Genomic DNA, 20,168 nt, shown 5'->3' with positions numbered 1-20,168 from the left:
TACTTTCTGTTACCGCTCGACTTGCATGTGTTAGGCCTGCCGCCAGCGTTCAATCTGAGCCATGATCAAACTCTTCAATTAAAAAGTTTTATGTCTTTCGACAGCTCAATGAATTCTGAATTTTTAATATCTTTCGATATTGAATTGACTGTGCCGAAGCAACTTATAAATAAGTTACTTCTGTTGGTCACTCAGTTTTCAATTGAGACTCTAATTTTTTTGCCTCGTTACTTGCTCAATAAAGAACGAAGTAGCTTGGCTGTTAGAACTCAATCTGTACGAGTGCCCACACAGATGATTGCTTTATATTGTTAAAGAACGTTGCGATTATAAAGTTGAACTTTATCTCGCTAGGGCTGCGCATATTACGCTTTCCCATTTTTTTGTCAACACTTAAATTTAAACTTTCTAAAAAGATTCAATCTAAGTTTTACTTAACACCCTGAGTTGTTCGTGCCTCGCTATGCGTTGCTGTTTCCCGTCTCAGTGGGGTCGCATTATAGGGAGATCCGAAAACAGATCAACCCTTTTTTGAAGAAAACTAGAAATAATATGCTGTTCGCACATATTTACATCGAAATGGTTACTTTAAACACTAAATAGGCCCTGATGGGCCTTTTTAATTAGTTTACTATGAGCTTCCAGCCAAGTTTTCCTTGCTGTTTAGACTCTTGTTGCAGCTCGCTGGCCATTAATGGATGATCTTTTAACCAGTTACTTTCAAACTTAAGGTCTAAGACTTCATTTTTAGCAGTTAACTCAAACTTAGGCAGTACATCATCTTGTCTGCGCATTGATAAAATGACTGCTATTCGTAGTAATCTCACTATATATTGCGCTAATAGACTATTTACGCCGAGTGAATTAAAACAACCTTTTGGAAAATCAGATCGATGTGCATCTGCTACCGCTACTATTAATTTATGCTCTGATTGTGAAAAACCAGGCATATCGGTATTTTCCAAAATATAAGCGGTATGTTTATGGTACTGCTTATACTCTATTAGTAATCCAATCTCATGAAGCTGCGCTACCGCTTTTAATAGTGGTAACCCATTTAAGCTTTCAATTGGCCAATCTTTATCAATACTCAGCGCTAACTGCATTGCCAAGCTTGAAACTCGACACGCTTGTTTTTGATCAACATGATAACGGCTCATAAACCCATCAACTGTGCGTTTGCGAATGTCGTTATTATGAAACTCCGGAACCATGCTATATAAAACACCTTCACGCAGTGCTCCACCCGCCAATCCCATTTTTTCTATTTCAAGAGATTCAAATAGTGCGATTAAGATTGCAAGTCCTGATACAAATACCAGTCGACGGTCTTCACTTAACCCAGGAAGGTCTAGCGCTGCAATAGTGCTAAATGCAATTGCTTGATCTTTTATGGTGTTGAGCTTTTCAAGTGTAAGTAAGTCGTCAAGATTTTGCGCGACCATAATTTCTTGAATTGCTTGTACTGTACCAGAAGCTCCAGATGCAATTTCCCATCCAGCTGCTTTATACTCTGGAGAAATTTCATCAATGACTGTACGAGCCGCTTTTATTGCTGCGTTAAAGTTACTCTTACTTAGTTGGCAATCTTTAAAATAGCGTTCAAGATAGGTAACACACCCCATATTGAGGCTTTTGTAATGTAGGGCATCAAATGCTTTACCAATTACAACTTCTGTACTTGCACCACCAATATCAATAACAAGCTGTTTGCCAGTACAAGATGAAGTATGGGCAACACCTTTATAAATTGTGCGCGCTTCTAATTCTCCGCTGATAACATTAATGTTATGACCTAGAATTTTTTCGGCATGATTTTTAAATACTTCGGCGTTAGTTGCTAAGCGTAAGGTAGCTGTTGCTACTATGGTGATGTTTTTGTCTGGGATATCTTGTAGACGCTCAGCAAAAAGGGCAAGGCATTCCCAGCCTCGCTGCATTGCTTCAGTGCTTAATACGTTTCCTTTATCAAGCCCTGCGGCTAATCGGACTTTGCGTTTAACACGTCCAATTGTTTGTAGACCGCCAGCAATTGATTTGGCAATAAGCATATGAAAGCTATTTGAGCCCAAATCAATAACTGCGTACACATTTTTTTGCGGTTTAAGTTGCCCCACCGTTCAAAAACCTCTAGTTACTACTACTTATACAAACGGTCGCTTACGACCGTCCTTTTTGGTAACTATTATTTGGGCGACGTCCGCTGTTATTACTACGGTTACGTGGACCTGTTGAATAGTTGCGCTTTCTTTGAATAATAGGCTGAGTTAAATCATCTAGCAATGCTGTTTTATCATAATGTGATAAAGGAATGCTGTGCTCTATATATTCTTCAATTTCATGCAGGTTGTATGCATATTGCTCACATGCAAAACTAATTGCGTGGCCTGATGCACCAGCGCGGCCAGTACGGCCAATACGGTGAACATAATCTTCACAATCGTCAGGTAAATCAAAGTTAAACACATGACTTACTTCTGGAATATGAAGACCACGCGCTGCAACATCGGTCGCAACTAAAAAGTCTAAATCACCTTTGCTAAATTGCGCTAATATAGTTTGGCGTTTTTTCTGGTTAACATCACCAGTAAGCATACCTACACGATGACCGTCTGAATTAAGCCAAGCATAAACCGTCTCACAACTATGCTTGGTATTTGCAAACACGATTGCCTTCTCTGGCCATTCTTCTTCAATTAAGGTTAACAACAGCTTAATTTTATCTTCTTGCGAAGGATGAAATAGCTCTTCTTGAATACGTTTACCCGTTTTAACGTCAGGTTCAATTTGAACATGCTCTGGGTTTGTCATGTGCTCAAAAGCTAATTCTTGTACGCGGTACGACAATGTGGCAGAGAATAATAAGTTTAAACGCTTTGATGTATCTGGCATACGATCGAACATATAGCGAATATCTTTGATAAAACCTAAATCGAACATACGATCGGCTTCGTCCAGCACGACTACCTCAATTTCATTAAGGGTGTAACAGCCTTGCTTATACAGATCAATTAGGCGACCTGTAGTACCAATTAAAATATCAACGCCTTTTTCTAGTTGTGCACGTTGTTTTTCGTAATCTTCGCCACCATATACTAAACCTAAGTTAAGATTACAGTGCGGCGCTAAAATTTTAGCATCTTTGTGTATCTGAATCGCAAGCTCCCGAGTAGGGGCCATGATCAGGGCTCTTGGATGTTTACTAGGTGCTTTGCTAGATTGTAATAACCGATGGCACGTGGCGGTTAAAAACGCCAACGTTTTGCCTGTACCCGTTTGAGCTTGGCCCGCGATATCGCGTCCATCACAAATAAAAGGTAGGCATTTTGCTTGAATAGGTGTGCAATATTCAAACCCATTCTCGGTTAAACCGGCAACCACTTCCGGTGCGATAGCAAAGTCTGAAAACTTTTTATCGGTTAAATGTGTCTTAGTCATAGCGTTTAAGCATAACGTTTAAACTTGCAATAAGAAACAAGAGTGTTTAAATACGCACTAAATATTTCGCCTAACTAAATCGGAGAGCGCAATGAGCGAGAAAATAATCCAAATTACTGACGATAGCTTTGAAGCTGACGTATTACAATCAGACAAACCAGTACTAGTAGATTTCTGGGCTGAATGGTGTGGACCTTGTAAAATGATCGCCCCTATTCTTCACGAAGTTGCTGATGAATACGACAGCCGTGTGACTGTTGCTAAATTAAATATTGACCAAAATGCTGGCACACCGCCAAAGTTTGGTATTCGTGGTATCCCTACTTTACTTCTTTTTAAAGATGGCCAAGTAGCTGCAACGAAAGTAGGTGCTCTTTCAAAAACTCAACTTATCGAGTTTTTAGAAAACAACATCTAACGGTAAGCTAGAACAATAAAAAGGGCTTTTTTGCCCTTTTTTAAATTTATTTTGTATAAAGACTGGACGCTTTGCCAGTGAACTGCTAGTTTATAAAGCCAACTAATCCTTAGTTATATTCAACAAACCTCACTCAACGATCAAAGCGATTTTGAGTATGACAACTGTAATAAAGAACCCACCAATATGCATTTACGCGAATTAAAAGACAAGTCGATTAAAGAGCTTGTAGACTTAGCTGAGTCCATGGGGCTCGAAAACGTAGCCCGCTTAAGAAAGCAAGATATCATTTTTGCCATTCTTAAATCCCATGCCAAAGGCGGAGAGAATATCTTCGGCGGCGGTGTATTAGAGATTTTACAAGATGGTTTCGGCTTCTTAAGATCATCAGAAGCCTCTTACTTAGCTGGGCCAGATGACATTTATGTTTCACCTAGCCAAATTCGCCGTTTCAGCATGCGTACTGGCGATTCAATTTCAGGCCTTATTCGTCCACCTAAAGACGGTGAACGTTACTTTGCTTTACTCAAAGTAAATGAAGTTAACTTTGATAAACCTGAAAACTCTCGAACTAAAATTCTTTTTGAAAACCTTACTCCACTACATGCAAACGAACGTTTTCGCATGGAACGTGGTAACGGCAGTAAAGAAGATATTACAGCCCGTGTACTTGATTTAGCATCTCCTATTGGCCGCGGCCAACGTGGCTTGTTAGTAGCTCCGCCAAAAGCGGGTAAAACAATGCTACTTCAAAACATTGCACAATCAATTACGCATAATCACCCTGATGTAACATTAATGGTTTTACTTATTGATGAACGTCCGGAAGAAGTAACTGAGATGCAACGCCTAGTTAAAGGTGAAGTTATTGCATCAACGTTCGATGAGCCAGCTTCTCGTCACGTACAAGTTGCCGAAATGGTTATCGAAAAAGCAAAACGCCTAGTTGAACATAAAAAAGATGTTGTTATCTTATTGGATTCAATCACTCGTTTAGCACGTGCTTATAACACCGTTATTCCTTCATCAGGTAAAGTACTTACTGGTGGTGTTGACGCTAACGCATTACATAAACCTAAGCGCTTCTTTGGTGCTGCACGTAACGTTGAGGAAGGTGGTAGCTTAACAATTATAGCTACAGCGCTTATCGATACCGGCTCTAAAATGGATGAAGTTATCTACGAAGAGTTTAAAGGTACTGGTAACATGGAACTTCACCTTAACCGTAAAATTGCGGAAAGACGTGTATTCCCTGCTATCGACTTTAATCGTTCAGGCACTCGTCGTGAAGAATTACTAACAAAACCAGATGAGCTTCAAAAGCTTTGGATTTTACGTAAAATTGTTCATGACATGTCAGAAATTGATGCAATGGAATTCTTAATCGATAAACTATCGATGAGCAAAACCAATGATGAATTTTTTGATTCGATGAGACGCCAATAAAGCGTTTTAGCTGAATAAAAAAAGCGCCTAAGGCGCTTTTTTTATGTCTGGATAAAACACAGTTTAACTTTCGTTATACTTTTTAAGTACACTCTGCAGCGTATCAACGAGCGCTTTAAAGTCATTCGCACTACTTTTTTGGGTCCTGCGTAAAAGGGCTCTATCTAAACTTTGAGCCGATTGCGCAATTTCATCTAAACCAAACATTTGCGCCGCTCCTAAAATGCGATGGCTATCTTTTTGTAGCGCGGCTAAATCTTCACTTATAAAATGCTGAGTAATCGTTTCACTCTCCAAAGCAAAGCTTTGCTTAAAACTAATGACAAGATCGCTCATATCAACTTCATTTTGCTTTGTAATTGGCTGATCTTCTGCACTATATAGGTGGCTGGAAAGCGCTTTATAAAATGACTCTTTATCTATCGGTTTACCTAAGTAACCACTAAACCCTAACTCTAAATAGCCATCCACTTCATGGCTCATAGCATTTGCAGTTAAAGCAAAAATAGGCCGCTCAAAACCACACTGTTTTAATAGCTGAAAAGCAGAACGCCCATCCATCACAGGCATTTGAATATCGAGTAGCACTAAATCAGGATACTCTTTTAAGCACTGCTCTACCGCTTGCTCACCGTTTTCAACGGCAATAACCTCGAGCCCCATTGAACGTAAATAGCGGCTTATTAACCTTCGATTATCAGGGTGATCTTCTGCAAGTACAACACGCCCTGCTAATTGCTTATTTACCTTTGGAGCACTTTGAGTTTCAATCAGGCTTTGCGATTTATTTACTTCTGCGCACGGTAAAAAGAACGAAAACTGACTGCCCTTTTTGTATTCGCTTTGTACACTGATATAACCGCCCATCATCGCGGCTAATTGTTGCGATAAGCTAAGGCCTAACCCTGTCCCCCCAAAGCGACGGCTAATACTGTTATCAGCTTGGCTAAAGCATTCAAAAATAAGCTTTAACTGTTTAGAGCTCATACCAATACCGGTATCTTTTACAATAATCACTAGCCCTTGTTCACTCTTATTTAAAGCAATAATGATTTGGCCAGCGTGAGTAAACTTAATAGCATTAGCACATAAATTTATAAGAATCTGTTTTACGCGTATTAAATCCAGCTTAGTGTAAAACTCATTACCCACTTGATTGTCTAAAATGAGGCGTAGATTTTTTGCTTTTGCTTGAGTGATAAACATTGCATGTACGTCATTTACAAGCTCTACAATATCAAAGCACGAAATATTTAACTCTAATCTATTGGCTTCAATTTTACTTAAATCGAGCACGTCGTTTATTAAGCTTTTTAAATGGTCACTGTGACGCTGAATTACTCTTAATTCATCTTTAAGTGACTCAGGCTCATATAATTCATTAATTAAAGCATCTGTTTGCCCTAAAATAGCCGTTAGTGGAGTGCGGATTTCGTGGCTAATATTGGCTAAAAACTGGCTTTTAACATCGTTAGCTTCTCTTAGCTCCTGTGCTATTGCCTGTAACTCGGCAGTGCGCTGCGTAACTTGCTCTGTTAACTGCTGCTTAGCGCGTTTTTCTGCGCCACGGCGGTAAAGCGCAATACCAGTTACAACAACCAAAAGTAATAGTAAAAAAGAGAATAAAGTAAGCTGAGAACGCTGCGACATTTTTAGCTCTTGCACACGTCGATCTTGTTTAAGTTTTTCTATCTCTTGGTTTAATTGGGTTGCTTTAAATTGATGCTGAAGTACCGCTAGTGCATTTATAATTGCTGTACTTCTGAGCTTTCGTAGCTCACTAATATATTCTTGTTGCAAGGCCATTGCGCTTGAATAATCGCCTTTACTGGCTTCAAGTAGTGCTTTAGTCCCTAAACCCTCCCTAATTATTCGCTCACTGCCATATTCGTGGGCAAGTGAAATAGCTCTATCTAAACTTATTTTCGCCTCTTCTAAGTTGCCTTTAACAAACTGAATTTTACCAAGCGCATGTAGCGCATTAAGCTCTAAATTATGGTTACCTATTTTAAGCGCATAGTACTCACCTAATTTAGCTTGCTCGTACGCTTCATCTACTTTTTTTAACACTAAATTAGTATTTGCCAAGTTGGTATATTGCGTAGATAACTTATTGTAATCATTGGCTGAATTATAATAACGCAGCGCTAGCTGGTAATAATGAAGTGCTAAGTCAAATTGATTACTCTCCATATGAGCAACACCCATATTGTTGTATACCTGCGCAATACCGCTTTTATCATCTAACCGCTGATAAACTTTAAGTACATCTTGATAAAGACTAAATGCACTATCGTAGCGTGATAAGCGTATATAAACGCCTGCTATATTAAGTAATATGTCGGTTTGATCTTGCTCACTACCGTGCGCTTCGTAAATAGCTTTTGCCTTTAAGTAAAACTCTAGGGTATCGCCTAGCTTATTCATATTAAAATAAGCCAAACCAATATTATTTAGTAAATTTGCTTGTTCAAGTAGTTGTTCATTTTTTTCAGCTAATACTAGGGTGCGGGTATATTCACTTATGGCCTTTTGAAATAAGCCTTGATAAAAAAGTGCTACACCTTGCATTTTTATTGCACGAAAGTGCTCGTCAGGAAAGAAAGTATCTGAAGTGTTTTTTTCTAATAATTTAAAATAGTGTAAAGATTCTTTAAAATTATCAGCCGATAACGCACTATTACCTAATACCGAATAAACAGCGACACGCTCTTTTTTAGAAACGTTTTTATTAGCAAGTAACGTATTTGCTAATTGTAATTTAGGCTCCCACTGCACTTCGTTTTTGAATTGCTCAAATAACGAATCACTATTTTGGGCATAGCTAGGAGCTATTAGTACACAGCATATAGTAAATAAGAGGCATTTAAACTTGCCCAGCATAATTTTAATCCTTCAAACCGTTACTTATATCAGTGTAATCTTTATTGAAGATACACTAACTACTAGGGCCTAAACAATGCTTAACCCACTGATTGATGAGATTTTTGAGCTGATATTAACAAGGCAGGTTTGGCAAGTTCATACTTTAGCAGCAGAACTGACAAACCGCAGCGCAATAACAACACTCGATAAAAGCCCTGAACGTGATTTATTTAAACGTAACTTTTTAATTATGAATGCATTGTACCAACTGCAGGCACAATTACGCCCTCAAAGTTTACTCATTTCAACTCTGCATATCGAGCTTTTAGAAAAAGAAGATAATAGTTTAGTAACAACGAACGAAAATTTGCGAGATTATTATTTAGATTGGCGTAATTACGATACCGATGAAGAGAAAATTGATGAGCTTTTGAATAGTTTTTGGCGTCAGTTTAAAACGACATCACCACAACAAGTATTAAATGACAATGAATTCAAAGCGTTGGCTTTAGAGTGGAAGTTACCCGAAAATTTCACTCTTAAAAACGTTCAAAAGCGCTGGAGACAACTTGCATTACAGATGCACCCAGATAAACCAAATGGTTGTGAAGTTAAGTTTAAAAAAATAAAATTACAATACGAGCAGCTAAAGGTAGCTGCTCGCTAATTTGTTAATTTAGCGGTTTAAATTAACGAGTAAGGCGACGAGCGCGTATTTTACGCCCTTTAATGTTGCCTTCGGTTAGTTTGCGAAGTGCTGGTTTTGATGAGTTACGTTCAACAGCAACAAATGCTACGTTATCAAGTACGTTAATTTTACCTACTTGACGACCTGCAACCCCATCCTTACCTGTTAGAGCACCAAGAATATCGCCTGCACGTACTTTTTGCTTTTTACCTGAATCAATCATCAAAGTAACCATTTCAGGGCGGTACGGCGGTTTATCTAATAAATTAAACGGCGGCATTTGCTCTGGAGTAATATCACGCTCGTAATGATCGCCAATTTGTGCAATTTTAAACGCTTCAGCTTCACCGTAAATAGAACAAGCAATGCCCTTTTTACCAGCACGTCCAGTTCGGCCAACACGGTGAACATGTGTTTGCGTGTCATGTGCTAAATGGTAGTTAATAACCATATCCATGTCATCAATATCTAAACCTCGTGCAGCAACATCGGTTGCAACAAGTATTGAAGCACTTTTATTTGAAAAGTGAATTAGCGTACGTTCACGATCGCGTTGCTCTAAATCACCGTGCAATGCAACAGCGCTGAAGCCTTCGTCAGCTAAATCATCACACACTTGTTGAGTTTCTACTTTGGTATTACAAAATACAACACAGCTTTGTGGTGTAAATTTAAGAAGTAATAACTTAAGCGTTGGATAGCGCTGCTTATTGTTATCCATTTTATAGAAGTACTGCTTAATTGTGCTTTTGGCTTGCTCTTCTTCTACTTTAACCATTTCAGGGTTTTTAAGTACACGCTTAGCAATTGCTTCAATGGCTCTTGGGAATGTAGCACTAAATAACAATGTTTGACGATTTTGTGGAATACGCTCAATAATTGCATCAAGTGTGTCTTGAAAACCCATATCAAGCATTTGATCGGCTTCATCAAGCACCAATGTTTCCACATCATCTAAACGTAAAGTACCTTTACGAATATGGTCATCAACACGCCCTGGCGTGCCAACAATAATATGCGCACCATGTTCAAGTGAACCTATTTGCGGGCCAATTGAAACACCACCACATAACGTCAATATTTTAATGTTATGAATGCCGCGCGCTAATTTACGCATTTCAACTGCAACCTGCTCGGCAAGTTCACGAGTTGGGCACAAGACTAAAGATTGAATACGAAAGCGTTTTACGTTTAATTTAGCTAACACACCCAAGCTAAACGCAGCAGTTTTACCTGAACCGGTTTTTGCCTGAGCAATGATGTCTTTACCAGCAAGTACAGGCGGCAAACTTTGCGCTTGTACAGGTGTCATGTGGGCATAGCCAAGTGTTGATAAGTTATCAACGAGTCCAGCCGGTAAAGCCAAAGATGAAAAAGCAGTTGAAGTCACAGTAAGTTCCATAGCAATAAAATAACATGGGAGAAAGCCCCACTAATATGCAGCTTATAATAGCAGAATTCGTAATTGGCAACCATTAACAAACACATTATAAAACATGTTAATGAAAGGTGTTGAAAATGATAGTAGTTTGCATTAAGATCGCGATTGTTTTTTACATACCTGCGCTGGAAGCAATTAATGAAACTGAATTCTATTTACATAGCACTATTAGCAAGCATTACAACAAGCACATATGCAAACACTACCGACCTTGAACGCATAGAAGTAAAGGGTAGCTACTTTAACGATTACAAAGTAGATAACGCTAATGGCGCAATGAGAACATCAGCTTCATTACTTGAAACTGCACAATCTGTCACTGTAATAACCGACACTATTATTAGCGAACAGCTTGCCACTACACTTGGCGAAGTACTCACAAATGACGCAAGCTTAACTGCAGGCTCACAACAACGAAATCGTGAAGTATTTAACTTACGCGGCTTTGAGCTGAGCTCATCGACAGGTTATTTACGCGACGGTCATCAGCATTGGTCGCACTATCAGCAACCAATCGAAATTTTGCAACAAGTTGAAGTAATTAAAGGCCCATCAAGTATTTTATATGGTCAGTCAGGCCCGGGGGGCTTGGTTAACATGGTAACTAAAAAGCCTACCGCACAAACATTATTTAATGCCAGTGCCGATGTAGATCAGCATGGGTCAACGCGCTTTATGGTTGATGCTGCAGGTGCATTAACTGAATCAGAAGATTTACGTGCTCGCGGGATTTTAGTAAAGCAAGACGTTGACTACTGGCGTGAATACCAAAATGGTGAAAACCGTGAGCGTGACCGCTTTTTAGGTGCTTTAGTTGTAGATTACGATATTAGCGATAACGCATTAGTCCGTGTGCATTACGACCGCACAGATGACGAAGCCGGTTTAGATACTGGCGCATGGATAGATGATAACACCAATGTAATTGGTAGCGATAAAACAATCCGTGATATGTCTTGGGCGTTTACCGATATTACCGTAGAAAACCTAGGTGTAGACCTAGAAGTATTTTTAACCGATAACTGGCAAGTAAAACTTGGCTATAACGAACAAACGTTTGAGCGCCAACGCTTTGAGTCAGCACCTCGCATGCCTAGTGGCTTTACTGAAGGTGACAGCTATGAATCTCGTCCTTACGACCGTTTTGACGATTGGCAATTTAAAACTGCATTTATTGATTTTATTGGTGAATTTAAAACAGGTAGCTTACAGCATCAGTTTTTAATTGGCGCAAACTCGCTAGATTACTACTACGGGCAACGCCGTACTTCTGCTGACTACTTTGATTTTTCTGCAGGACAAGCAGAACCATCACGCCCATCTGTAAGTTATAAAACAGATGATACAGTAAGCGAAACTGAATACGACTATTACGGTATTTACGTTCAGGACTTAATTTCGTTCTCACCACAATGGCAATTATCGCTAGGTGGCCGTTACGATAAGCAAACTCGAGAAGGTGCAGATAACGAGTCATTTGTACCAAAGGTAGGTGTGCTTTATCATCCAAATACTTCGGCAACTATATATGCAAGTTACTCAGAAGGTTTTGAGCCTCAAGGTAGTGAAACTCTGATTGATGAAACCGATGTAAATAATGGCATGAAGCTAGATGCCATTACCTCAGAGCAAAGAGAGATTGGTATTAAATGGCAATTATTTGATGACCGTTTACTGCTTACAGGTGCAATTTTTGATATTAGTAAAGAAGGCACACTTGTTAGCGAACAGCTTGAGACGCCTATTGGCTCATTCACAAGTGAAACAAACCAAGTGGGTGAACAACGCCATAAAGGTGTTGAAGTAAGCGCACAAGGTGCTGCTACCGACCGCTTATTTGTTATGGCATCAACTATGTATCTAGATGCTAACTTTGAACGCGATGAAGTATTGGAAGGTAAACGCCCTACCGATGCACCAAAATGGTCGGCATCACTTTGGACTCGTTATGAATTAAACGACGCCATTGCCATTAACGCTGGCGCTTTTTACGAAGGCGAGCGCTTTGCAGATAGCGATAATACAATTACTAAAGATGCATATACACGTGTTGATGTTGGCGCCACTTATAAGTTTAACTTAAGCAATACCGATATTAATTTACGTCTTAACATCGAAAACTTATTTGATAAAAGCTATTTAGGTGGTGGCGGCACGAGTAATGTAACTATTGGCGAGGGCACAAATCTTCGTTTAGCAGCGCAATTTAGCTTTTAAATAAATGCCTTAAATAACAGTGTTAAAAGATAGCCCGCGTACATTTACGCGGGCTTTTTTATATCTAAACTTTTATACCTAACAGCATTAAACCTATTACAAAGCCTATTCATCTCATCTATTTTTTATCATGTTTGTTACATGTTCTAATAGCGCTAATTATTAAAAAGGCTTACCCAAATGAAAAAATTAATTACCGCACTGCTGCTTACTAGCAGTATGGCTGCAAACGCTAACAACGCCGAATTTACCCAAAAGCAATTACAACAAGTCAATGAAGTGCGCACCTCTGCACTAAATAGTGATCTAAGCTATAAATTACTAGAGTCATTAACAACTGAGGTTGGCCCTCGCTTACCTGGTACTGAAAATGATAAAAAAGCAGTGGCATGGGCTAAAGCTAAATTTAATGAGCTTGGTTTTGATAAAGTATGGCTTGAAGAAGCGACTTTTCCTGAATGGCGCCGTTATAGCGAAAGCGGAAAAATACTAACACCAAGCGAGCAACCTTTACATTTAACTGCATTAGGTAACAGTATAAGCACGCCTAAAGATGGGATCACAGCACCAGTAGCCTTGTTCGAAACACTTGATGAGTTAATTGCAGCACCAGAAAATAGCCTAAAAGGTAAAATTGCGTATATTAATTACCGCATGAACCGCGATATAGACGGGAATGGTTACGGACCTGCTGTAAAAGCACGTGGCACAGGCGCTATAGAGGCGTCTAAAAAAGGCGCTGTTGCCTACATGATGCGCTCGGTAAGTACTGGTCATCATCGTTTTGCACACACTGGCGGTAGTTACTACAAAGAAGGTGTTACAAAAATACCTAATGTAACCATTGCTAACCCAGATGCCGATCAAATAGCACGACTCATTGCTTTAGATAAAGACGTATCGGTAAATATTAATGTGCAAACCGAAAGCCTTGGTGAAGGCACTGGTTATAACGTTATTGGCCAATTTAATGGTACCGAAAACCCTGAGCAATATGTACTAATTGGCGGGCATTTAGATTCTTGGGACTTAGGGACTGGCGCACTAGATGACGGTGCAGGCGTTGCGCTAACAATGGCAGCCGCTAAACATATTAGCGATGTAAAGCGTCCTAAGCGCAGTATTCGTGTGGTACTTTTTGCAGCCGAAGAGCTAGGCCTTTGGGGTGCAAAAGCCTATTTTGCAAAGCATAAAAACGAGCTGAGCAATATTGTTGCAGCAGCTGAGTCTGATTTTGGCGCCGATGTTGTATATGCTTTTGAATCGAACGTAAGCGCAGAGTCACTTCCTGTAGTGCGTGCTATTGCAAAAGAACTTTCGCCGTTAAATATTGAGCATATTGGTAAAAACCAAGCGAATGGTGGCCCTGACCTAATTCCACTTAAAGCAGCAACCTCAGCACCTATTTTTGAACTTGCTCAAGATGGAACAGATTACTTTGATTACCACCATACAGCTGACGATACGCTTGATAAAGTAACACCTGCTAAGCTTCGTCAAAATACCGCTGCATACGCTGTATTTGCTCTAATGGCTGCTGATGCAAAAACAACAATTAAGCCTAAAGCTCAAAATAAGTAATAACAGACATACTTACTTACAGTTTGTGGCTTTAACTAACACGCTTCTTGTTTTACCTTTAGGTAATTAAACAAGGAGCGTGCTTTATGTTACTTTTCAACACGAGTGAATCATTTCCACATTTTGCACAAACAACACGCTGCCCTCATTGTCAAAGCGACGCCTACCATTTAGTAAATAAAAGCCGCTATTTACGGTTTAGTATTTTACCTATGCTTGCCTTAAAATTAAGCTATAAACGTGAGTGCTATCAATGCGGAAAAAGCGAACCGGTTAAAATATCGCAACTACCGTTAATAGAAAAACTAAGCCTACCTAAATACTTTATTGGTGTATTTTTATTACTTTGGATTGTTTTATTTGTTTATCAACAGCACCTTAATAGCGAGACTCAAAAGAAAAACTATTTAAATACGCCTAAAATATATGATACCTACTTAGTACACGCCGACAAATTTACACACGAGCCTTGGACCCTAACCAATTTAAAAATTGCTCAAGTTTTAAATTTTGACGAACAATTTATTACCTTTCAGATAAGCAACTACAGCTATAAACGTAATAATAGTATTACTTTGGCAATGCGTACTAGCCAGCTAATTCAAGACAATTACTTTTCCACTAAAACGATCACCCTCCCTCGTGATGAAGTAAAGCGTTTGTATAAAGACGAAGCTATTTACGACGTACTGCGCCCTTATGCCAACATCCTTTATGGTGGGTTTGTGATGCATCCTCCCAAACCTAAGCCACTATATAAAGGCTTAAAGCTCGATAAAAACAATCAACAAGGCATTATTTATTTTAAAGATGGTTTGTTTGTTGAAGCATTTAATAGCTTTAAACAAGCTGCTGAAGCGGGCTCTCAATGGGGGCAATTAAATTTAGCGCAAATGTATCGTGATGGTCAGGGAATAGATCAGGATCCACAGCAAGCTATTTATTGGTACAAAAAGGCCATTGAGCAAAAAAATACTAAAGCACAATTTGAATTGGAATCTCTTTGTAAAATAGCTAACTGTGAATGAGTGAATTTCAATATAGCTGGCGCAACAAGTACGCCAGCTTGGAATTATTTTTTAAATAACTTTGTATAACCTACATGTATAAGCACGACAACTAAGCCAGCAATCACGCCTAGCAAACCATCAAACAATAGAGGAGCTAATACTTCTCCTGTACCGCCAGCAACAGATTGGGCATAGTTTGATACATCGACTTGAGTATGATGCAGTAACTCAACACCATGTACTAAAATCCCGCCACCTACTAAAAACATCGCGATGGTGCCCGCAAATGCTAAAAACTGCATCAACCTAGGCGCTGCTGCGAGTAAGCCTTTCCCAAGTAATTCTTTAAATTTATTAGCTGTTACCTTTGATTGGTTGAGTAAATAAAGCCCGGCATCATCCAGCTTTACAATACCGGCCACTAAGCCATAAACGCCAATCGTCATTATAATTGCGATAACACAAAGCACTAAAGCTTGATTAAGCAATGTAGCACCTGCCACAGTACCTAAAGTAATCACAATAATTTCGGCAGAAAGAATAAAGTCGGTTCTTATTGCCCCTTTTATTTTTTGTTTTTCGTACTCAACTAAATCTAATTTCTCACCCTCGTCTACCGCTTCACTGTTATGAGGCAAAAACTTAGCAAATACTTTTTCAGCTCCCTCAAAACATAAAAACAAACCACCCATCATTAAAAGCGGTGTTATTAACCAAGGCAGCCATACGCTTATTAATAAAGCAGCGGGTACGAGTATCGCTTTATTTAAAAATGAGCCCTTTGCCACAGCCCAAACAACCGGTAATTCACGTTCTGCAGCTACACCTGTAACCTGCTGTGCATTGAGCGCTAAGTCATCGCCTAATACACCTGCTGTTTTTTTTGTTGCTACCTTACTCATTGTCGCAATGTCATCAAGTAAAGTGGTTATATCATCTAATAACGTTAAAAGGTTAGTGCCTGCCATAAAGCTTCCGAGCTCAAAAAATATTGCTATAAACATAACTTAAAGCGCTACTTTCACCAACGGTTAATTTTGCTTTGTTATTCTTACATTAGATTAAAATTTTGCCCTGTGTTTTAACTAACGTTTAAAGAAGATGGGAGGAAAAATGAAAGTATATTTAGCATTAATCGCTATTTTACTAAGCTTAACCGCATGTAGTGATTTAAAAACCAGTACTGCTTACCAATGCGATGATAAGAGCGTAAAACTCAATATTATTAATAATTCTGAAGCCGAACTTATCTTTAACAATAAAGTGCATGTACTTAATCACGAAAAAAGTGCATCAGGGAATAAATATATAAGTGAAGAGGTACTGTTTTGGGGTAAGGGTAATGAAGCCATGTTAATCATTGCTGGTAAAAAAAGACAGTGCACCAAGGTTTAACATAAAAACAACCAATAAATTACAATAATGCTACAATAATTAAAGACCCATTATTGTGATGAAGTTATGCGTTCAATTGCGATCAAACATAAAATAATTTTAGCCTTTACAGCCATTGGCATATTGGTGCTAACAAGTAGTGTATTTTTTTATTGGTCATTAAACAAAATTAGCGTTAACAATACCCGAACCGAAAAATTAGCGGTTCCGGTACAACAGTTCAGCAAAGATTTAAGGCTATCATTACTGTCTATTACCAAATTTAACGCCTTAGCTTACAGCCAAGCAAACCTTGATTTACTTCAACAAAATAAAAAACAGGCGCAAGTTGAGCAACAACAATTTAGCGATATGCTCAATTTGTTAAGCACTCAACTAAATCAACAAATAACAATGCAAAATTTACTCACCAGTACCAACGCAGGTTTCGAGCAACTGACTGAAGTAAGTGTCGCAATGTTTAGCGCTAAAGAGCGTAAGTTTGTAGCGCAAAATTCCACCATAGAATTATCAGCAACGTTTAACGAGCAACTTTACAATTTAAGTTCTAACTTACTTGATATAGAACTTTTAGAAGTGCCTGTAAAACAGCAGGCGTTACTTAATGCTATGTTTGGAACAGCGACCCGTATAGACGATTTATTGTTTAACTTAAGCAATAATATAAAAAGCATTACTCAAACTACTACTATCAATGATTTAAATAGCCATCAGCAAGATACCCTATTTCTACTAGATAACATCCAACCTAATTTCATCTATTTAGAGCAACAAGCGCTACCTTTTAATAATGCGTTTAATGCTAAAAATTTAACGGCTAAGTTTAATCAATTAAGAGAATTGCTTAACAACGATACAGGAATTTATGCCCAACAAAATAAAGTACTCAAAAGTGCTATTGCTGCGGCTCAAAATTTTGAGCACTTTCAACAGCAATTTATAACAACAGAAGATCAGCTTATTGAACTTAATAAATTGGCTGATGAGCGCTTTAATTCCTTACAAACTAATGCAAAGGCCGCCATAAATACAGGGATTAGTTCTGTAGTAATTATTACGATTGTTTTAATTATATTGATTATCGCTATCTCTATTTTTACAACGCGTGCAATGCTAAAACCGCTTAAAAAAGTAAACCGCGATTTAGCCCGAATCGCCTCAGGTGATTTATCAAAGCGAAGCCACCCACGTAGTAAGGATGAATTTGGTACTTTGCTAAATAACATAAATAAACTCAGTGAAGACCTTACTAACCTAATTGGTGCGATTAGTAGTGACGCCCACGAGCTAGACCGCAGCGCTATTAAAACCAGTGAAAAAGGTCAGCAAATGACGGTTGTTGCACAACAGCAGTTAGAACGAAGCGCGCAGGCAACATCGCTTGCACACAATATGCTAACCAACTCACAAGCGGTTTATGAGCAAGCAGATAAAACATCAAGTGAAATAACAAACGCATCGCAATTTGCAAATGATGTAAACGAGATTGCTAATCAAAATAGTCTAAGTATAGAAACTTTATTGCAGCGCCTTGATAAAGCAGTAGGCAGCACAGAAGAACTCGCACAGTACACCCAGCTTATTGAAGCCATTGTTGAAACAATTAGTAGCATTGCCGAGCAAACTAACTTACTAGCACTTAATGCTGCAATTGAAGCAGCGCGAGCGGGTGAAAACGGACGCGGGTTTGCTGTAGTTGCTGATGAGGTTCGATCATTAGCTGCTCGTACACAAACCTCGACTAGCGAAATAAACACCATGATCCAAACATTGCAACAACACACTAAAACAACTCAAGAACACATTACTGATGGCCAACACCAAGCCAAGCAATGTGTTAAAAACAGCACTGAACTAAATAAAGCCGTAGAGCGTATTAAAAGCACATTGTTGTCTGTTAATCAGATGAGTGAGCAAATTGCTCATGCATCACATGAGCAATTGACTAACAGTGGCGACATTCAACAAATAATGGCAAAGGTGACAGAGCAAGCAACCTTGAATGCCCAAAACGCGACAACCCTAGCAAGCGAAAGTGAAGACGTAAACCAACTTGCACACTCTTTAACGAGTGCCGTAGAGCGCTTTAAGTTTTAAGTGCAAGTAATGACTTGCCTTGCATGAAATGGGTATAATACTTTAACTCTTTTGCTTAATAGCGGCCCACAATGAAATATAAAGATCTACGTGATTTTATCGATTTGCTTGAAAAAAAAGGCGAACTTAAACGTATCACCCAAGAAATCGACCCGTATCTTGAAATGACCGAAATATCTGATCGCACATTGCGTGCAAAAGGCCCTGCGTTATTATTTGAAAACCCAAAAGGCTACGATATGCCGGTGCTTACCAACTTATTTGGTACACCAAAACGCGTAGCAATGGGCATGGGCCAAACAGATGTTAGCGAGCTTCGCGAAGTGGGCAAGCTACTCGCTTTTTTAAAAGAACCTGATCCACCAAAGGGTATTAAAGAAGCTCTAGGCGCTATACCTATTTTTAAGCAAGTGCTTAATATGCCTGCAAAAGAAGTTAAAAAAGCGCCTTGCCAACAAGTAGTTTTAGAAGGTGATGATGTAGATTTAACTAAATTACCTATTCAACATTGCTGGCCAGGTGATGCAGCACCATTAATTACTTGGGGCCTTACAGTTACCAAAGGGCCTTATAAAAAGCGCCAAAATTTAGGTATTTATCGCCAACAATTATTAGGCAAAAATAAAATAATTATGCGCTGGTTGTCACATCGTGGTGGCGCGCTTGATTTTCAAGAATGGTGTAAAGAAAACCCAGGGCAACCCTATCCTGTATCGGTAGCATTAGGTGCCGATCCTGCCACTATATTAGGTGCCGTAACGCCTGTACCTGACACTCTAAGCGAATATGCATTCGCTGGCTTATTACGTGGCAGCAGAACCGAAGTTGTAAAATCTATTTCAAATGACCTACAAGTCCCTGCCAGTGCAGAAATAGTACTTGAAGGTTACATAATGCCTGGTGAAATGGCGCCAGAAGGCCCTTATGGTGACCATACCGGTTACTATAATGAAGTCGATGACTTTCCAGTAATGACGGTTACTCACTTAACGCATCGTAAAGATCCTATTTATCACAGCACATTTACTGGCCGTCCGCCTGATGAGCCTGCTATTTTAGGTGTGGCACTTAATGAAGTGTTTGTGCCGATACTACAAAAGCAATTCCCTGAAATTGTCGACTTTTACCTTCCGCCTGAAGGGTGCTCATATCGTATGGCGATTGTAACAATGAAAAAACAATATCCAGGCCATGCTAAGCGCGTGATGATGGGAGTTTGGTCGTTCTTACGTCAGTTTATGTACACCAAATTTGTAATCGTCTGCGATGACGATGTTAACGCCCGCGATTGGGAAGATGTTATTTGGGCTATAACAACCCGAATGGATCCAGCGCGTGATACAACATTAATAGAGAACACACCTATTGATTATCTCGATTTTGCATCGCCAGTCTCAGGTCTTGGTTCAAAAATGGGAATGGATGCTACCAATAAATGGCCTGGCGAAACCACCCGCGAATGGGGCGAGCCTATTGTTATGGATAAAGACACCAAAGACCGCGTAGATGATATTTGGGAAAGCCTTAATATTGTTTAAGTGTTTATATGTAAGTACATATCAGGCTATAAAA

14 protein-coding genes and 1 rRNA gene are annotated in these 20,168 nt (G+C 39.1%); 9 read left to right on the top strand and 6 right to left on the bottom strand.

Going from position 1 to position 20,168, the window contains the following annotated elements; translation table 11 throughout:
* The 3 genes from H5088_RS12495 to rhlB form a co-directional block, all read right to left on the bottom strand.
* Positions 1 to 81 (bottom strand): 16S ribosomal RNA (locus tag H5088_RS12495); the annotation flags it as partial.
* A gap of 542 nt (positions 82 to 623) precedes the next feature.
* Positions 624 to 2,117, bottom strand: a complete 1,494-nt coding sequence (gppA, locus tag H5088_RS12490) for a guanosine-5'-triphosphate,3'-diphosphate diphosphatase (RefSeq protein WP_182712547.1) — start codon at positions 2,115 to 2,117, stop codon at positions 624 to 626.
* 43 nt (positions 2,118 to 2,160) lie between these two features.
* Entirely contained in the window at positions 2,161 to 3,438 is a 1,278-nt protein-coding gene (gene rhlB / locus H5088_RS12485; RefSeq protein ID WP_182753042.1) for an ATP-dependent RNA helicase RhlB, read from the bottom strand.
* Positions 3,439 to 3,529: 91 nt separating this feature from the next.
* Here rhlB and trxA point away from each other — a divergent pair, with 91 nt between their 5' ends.
* The gene (trxA, locus tag H5088_RS12480; protein WP_002960942.1) at positions 3,530 to 3,856 is read left to right on the top strand and encodes a thioredoxin TrxA; all 327 of its coding nucleotides are present in this window, start codon (positions 3,530 to 3,532) and stop codon (positions 3,854 to 3,856) included.
* Between the two features lie 186 nt (positions 3,857 to 4,042).
* Positions 4,043 to 5,302 (top strand): transcription termination factor Rho, encoded by a 1,260-nt coding sequence (gene rho / locus H5088_RS12475; RefSeq protein ID WP_002960945.1) that lies wholly within the window; start codon positions 4,043 to 4,045, stop codon positions 5,300 to 5,302.
* A gap of 63 nt (positions 5,303 to 5,365) precedes the next feature.
* Here rho and H5088_RS12470 read toward each other — a convergent pair whose 3' ends face one another.
* The gene (locus tag H5088_RS12470) at positions 5,366 to 8,185 is read right to left on the bottom strand and encodes an ATP-binding protein (protein WP_182753040.1); all 2,820 of its coding nucleotides are present in this window, start codon (positions 8,183 to 8,185) and stop codon (positions 5,366 to 5,368) included.
* Positions 8,186 to 8,261: 76 nt separating this feature from the next.
* Between H5088_RS12470 and H5088_RS12465 the strand changes: the two genes are divergently transcribed.
* The gene (locus H5088_RS12465; RefSeq protein ID WP_039486846.1) at positions 8,262 to 8,834 is read left to right on the top strand and encodes a DNA-J related domain-containing protein; all 573 of its coding nucleotides are present in this window, start codon (positions 8,262 to 8,264) and stop codon (positions 8,832 to 8,834) included.
* A gap of 22 nt (positions 8,835 to 8,856) precedes the next feature.
* On the opposite strand, the gene dbpA is transcribed toward H5088_RS12465, so the two are convergent.
* Positions 8,857 to 10,245 (bottom strand): ATP-dependent RNA helicase DbpA, encoded by a 1,389-nt coding sequence (dbpA, locus tag H5088_RS12460; RefSeq protein WP_002960948.1) that lies wholly within the window; start codon positions 10,243 to 10,245, stop codon positions 8,857 to 8,859.
* A gap of 189 nt (positions 10,246 to 10,434) precedes the next feature.
* Here dbpA and H5088_RS12455 point away from each other — a divergent pair, with 189 nt between their 5' ends.
* From H5088_RS12455 to H5088_RS12445, 3 genes are all read left to right on the top strand, one after another.
* Positions 10,435 to 12,513 carry a TonB-dependent siderophore receptor gene (locus H5088_RS12455; RefSeq protein WP_182753038.1) on the top strand — a complete coding sequence of 693 codons (2,079 nt, stop codon included), beginning with the start codon at positions 10,435 to 10,437 and terminating at the stop codon, positions 12,511 to 12,513.
* Positions 12,514 to 12,693: 180 nt separating this feature from the next.
* A complete protein-coding gene (locus H5088_RS12450; RefSeq protein ID WP_182753036.1) occupies positions 12,694 to 14,094 on the top strand; it encodes a M20/M25/M40 family metallo-hydrolase in 1,401 nt (466 codons plus the stop codon).
* Between the two features lie 86 nt (positions 14,095 to 14,180).
* Entirely contained in the window at positions 14,181 to 15,122 is a 942-nt protein-coding gene (locus H5088_RS12445) for a tetratricopeptide repeat protein (RefSeq protein ID WP_182753034.1), read from the top strand.
* 44 nt (positions 15,123 to 15,166) lie between these two features.
* Here H5088_RS12445 and H5088_RS12440 read toward each other — a convergent pair whose 3' ends face one another.
* Positions 15,167 to 16,072: a DUF808 domain-containing protein gene (locus tag H5088_RS12440; RefSeq protein WP_182753032.1), complete on the bottom strand. Its 906-nt coding sequence runs from the start codon at positions 16,070 to 16,072 to the stop codon at positions 15,167 to 15,169.
* Between the two features lie 145 nt (positions 16,073 to 16,217).
* Here H5088_RS12440 and H5088_RS12435 point away from each other — a divergent pair, with 145 nt between their 5' ends.
* From H5088_RS12435 to ubiD, 3 genes are all read left to right on the top strand, one after another.
* A complete protein-coding gene (locus H5088_RS12435) occupies positions 16,218 to 16,499 on the top strand; it encodes an MliC family protein (RefSeq protein WP_182712542.1) in 282 nt (93 codons plus the stop codon).
* 66 nt (positions 16,500 to 16,565) lie between these two features.
* On the top strand, positions 16,566 to 18,596 hold the full coding sequence (locus tag H5088_RS12430; protein ID WP_182753030.1) for a methyl-accepting chemotaxis protein: 2,031 nt from the start codon (positions 16,566 to 16,568) through the stop codon (positions 18,594 to 18,596).
* Between the two features lie 71 nt (positions 18,597 to 18,667).
* Entirely contained in the window at positions 18,668 to 20,134 is a 1,467-nt protein-coding gene (ubiD, locus tag H5088_RS12425; RefSeq protein ID WP_002960958.1) for a 4-hydroxy-3-polyprenylbenzoate decarboxylase, read from the top strand.
* Positions 20,135 to 20,168 lie beyond the last annotated feature (34 nt).

It is taken from the genome of Pseudoalteromonas sp. SR43-3, from assembly GCF_014163875.1.
In the GTDB taxonomy this organism is placed as follows: Bacteria; Pseudomonadota; Gammaproteobacteria; order Enterobacterales; family Alteromonadaceae; genus Pseudoalteromonas; species Pseudoalteromonas distincta.
The sequence above is the reverse complement of the archived record's forward strand: the minus strand, read 5'-3'. Positions and strand labels throughout refer to the sequence as shown.

Bases quoted from the DNA above. Each gene is read 5' to 3' on its own strand.
- rhlB (WP_182753042.1), bottom strand. From the start codon at position 3,438: ATGACTAAGACACATTTAACCGATAAAAAGTTTTCAGACTTTGCTATC.
- trxA (WP_002960942.1), top strand. From the start codon at position 3,530: ATGAGCGAGAAAATAATCCAAATTACTGACGATAGCTTTGAAGCTGAC.
- rho (WP_002960945.1), top strand. From the start codon at position 4,043: ATGCATTTACGCGAATTAAAAGACAAGTCGATTAAAGAGCTTGTAGAC.
- H5088_RS12470 (WP_182753040.1), bottom strand. From the start codon at position 8,185: ATGCTGGGCAAGTTTAAATGCCTCTTATTTACTATATGCTGTGTACTA.
- H5088_RS12465 (WP_039486846.1), top strand. From the start codon at position 8,262: ATGCTTAACCCACTGATTGATGAGATTTTTGAGCTGATATTAACAAGG.
- H5088_RS12455 (WP_182753038.1), top strand. From the start codon at position 10,435: ATGAAACTGAATTCTATTTACATAGCACTATTAGCAAGCATTACAACA.
- H5088_RS12450 (WP_182753036.1), top strand. From the start codon at position 12,694: ATGAAAAAATTAATTACCGCACTGCTGCTTACTAGCAGTATGGCTGCA.
- H5088_RS12445 (WP_182753034.1), top strand. From the start codon at position 14,181: ATGTTACTTTTCAACACGAGTGAATCATTTCCACATTTTGCACAAACA.
- H5088_RS12440 (WP_182753032.1), bottom strand. From the start codon at position 16,072: ATGGCAGGCACTAACCTTTTAACGTTATTAGATGATATAACCACTTTA.
- H5088_RS12435 (WP_182712542.1), top strand. From the start codon at position 16,218: ATGAAAGTATATTTAGCATTAATCGCTATTTTACTAAGCTTAACCGCA.
- H5088_RS12430 (WP_182753030.1), top strand. From the start codon at position 16,566: ATGCGTTCAATTGCGATCAAACATAAAATAATTTTAGCCTTTACAGCC.
- ubiD (WP_002960958.1), top strand. From the start codon at position 18,668: ATGAAATATAAAGATCTACGTGATTTTATCGATTTGCTTGAAAAAAAA.